Here is a 2,154-nt window from a genome sequence, read left to right on the forward strand (position 1 = left end):
GGCAGGCATACCGCGCCCGCCGCAAGGACGGCCATCTGCCTGACGGCAAATGACCTCTGATTCCCCCGGTTCGTCCGGAGGTCTTTTCTCCCTAGCATGACAAGACCTACCCCTCATAACGGTGTTTGCGGCAGCCGCAGTGGTGTGGACCTGCCAGGCGTCAGCATTCCCTGGTGTGCTTGTAAAAAGGTTTGGGAGGATCGCAGACAGGGTTTTTCCATGGTGGCGCACCAAGGGTTGACCCATGGGAATCAATAACACCGGCCAGCGGGAAGCTCTCAACGTGCACGAAAACGACCCGGGCTTGGCAGACAATGTCACGGGCCCCAAAAGCGCGAAACCACTAATCCGCAGAACCCGTTGGATTCTGCTGGTGCCGGCCGCGCTCCTGTTGTTGGTGGGTGGCCTGCTCACGTTCGTCCTGACCAACGACATGGACAAGCCCAGTACGCAGCTGGGTGCAACCGGAGAAACGGACGGCGGGCTTGCACGCATTCACGGGATCATTCCCGTAGAGACCGACGGCTGGACGCCGGATGGGCCGGCGGCCGGACTTTCGGAGCCCGTCCAGGAAGGTGCCCATCGGGTAAGGGTGCTGTTGGAGCTGACCGCACTGGAATCGGACGGCATACATTTCACTGCCAACGACTACTCCATTGAGGGACTCGGCGCAGGTACCCCCCGCGCCATCTGGTCGTCGCCCGAGGACCAAACCGCCGCCCAGGGTGAGACCATCGAGGCCACGCTGATTTTCGAGATACCCAATCAGGCTGTTTCTCTAGTGCTCGACGGCAACGGCGCACTTCGCCTCTCTCTTGGCACCGAGCACCACACCAGTGGTTGAGGGCTACTCAGTGGCTCTGGGCCTGACTACTCGATCGCTGTCAGGCGTTCAGCGGCCACCACGTGAGTACTCCCCCCGGGGTACGTGGGAAATCTTCAGAAAAATTAGGGTAGCCCCTACTCGTGTACGCGGAACCGCTGATTCGTAGGTTTGTAATCGTCATCACCCGCACTGAAGTATGAGGTCTCGATCATGTTGCAGTCAGACGTTTCCATGCCGGCACAGTCCACTTCCGTCCCAATCCACCTATCAGTCAATATCATCGGCAGCCTGCGGATTGTCCGCGGGGACACTGTCCTTGACGCCAACGCGGTTGGCGGCCCGAAACCACGCCAGATTCTGGAGATCCTCCTGCTCCACTTGGGAAATCCAGTGTCGAAGGACAGGCTCATCGAACTGCTGTGGAACGGCCGGCCTCCTGCCGAAGCGTTGCCCACCCTGGAGAGCTACGTGAGCGTGCTCCGTCGCAACCTTCAACCAGGCAGTGGAAAGTCCGGTCCCTTGAAGACGGCCACCGGCGGCTATGTCATGGACCGGGCGCAGGTCGATCTGGACCTGGACCGCTTCGACAGACTCCTCCGGCGCGCCAACCAGGCTGAACCCGCCGCAGCGCAGGAACTGCTCACCGAAGCACTTGCCATGACCACTGCGCCGTTGCTCGGCGACGAGCTGTTGCCTGGCTGGGCCGAAGACGAGCGTCAGCTTCACGCCACCCGCGTTCTTGAAGCAAAGATCCTCGCCGCCGAAACCGCGGCTGCCCTGGGTAAGCCCGACGAATCCATCAGGTGGGCCAATCAGGTTCTCGCCGCTGATCCACTCAACGAGCGCGCCTGGACCGCCCTCATCCTGGGACTTGAACAGGCCGGACGCCACGCCGAGGGTCTGCAGTGCTACGAGCGTTGCCGCCGGGCAATGGACAGGGAACTCGGCTGCGCGCCGGGACCGGGTCTGAAGGCCGCCTACGCGCGTCTCCTGCAGACAACCGCTGGCGGCGAAGACGATCTGACGGACGTGTTGTCGGCGCTGCTGGTCCTCCACGGCCAACTCAGCCGGACTGCTGGCCTGATCCAACCGCTGTCCATGCCAAACACACCCGGTGTTGGGCGCTCATTGCGGGAAGCGGGCAACGTGATCAATTCATTCCTGCTGCGCGCGATGTCAGCGGTCTAAACAGTTTCAACAAACAGATTAGACAAGGTTTCTCCAATATCACCATTGGAACCTTGAACAAACCACTTATGGGGGAGATGAACAATGTCTATTTCGCGACGCCAGGTCATTCTATTTGGCGGCATCGGCGTTCTCGGGGC

General features: G+C 61.0%; 2 protein-coding genes. Both read left to right on the forward strand.

The features are described from left to right. Window positions 1–244: 244 nt before the first annotated feature. Window positions 245–844 (forward strand): hypothetical protein, encoded by a 600-nt coding sequence (locus Y708_RS0115960; RefSeq protein WP_051479073.1) that lies wholly within the window; start codon window positions 245–247, stop codon window positions 842–844. Window positions 845–1,036: 192 nt separating this feature from the next. After that, complete coding sequence (locus Y708_RS0115965) at window positions 1,037–2,014, forward strand: AfsR/SARP family transcriptional regulator (RefSeq protein WP_081746885.1); 978 nt, start codon at window positions 1,037–1,039, stop codon at window positions 2,012–2,014. Window positions 2,015–2,154 lie beyond the last annotated feature (140 nt).

It is taken from the genome of Arthrobacter sp. H5, assembly GCF_000520595.1.
Classification (GTDB): Bacteria; Actinomycetota; Actinomycetes; order Actinomycetales; family Micrococcaceae; genus Arthrobacter_D.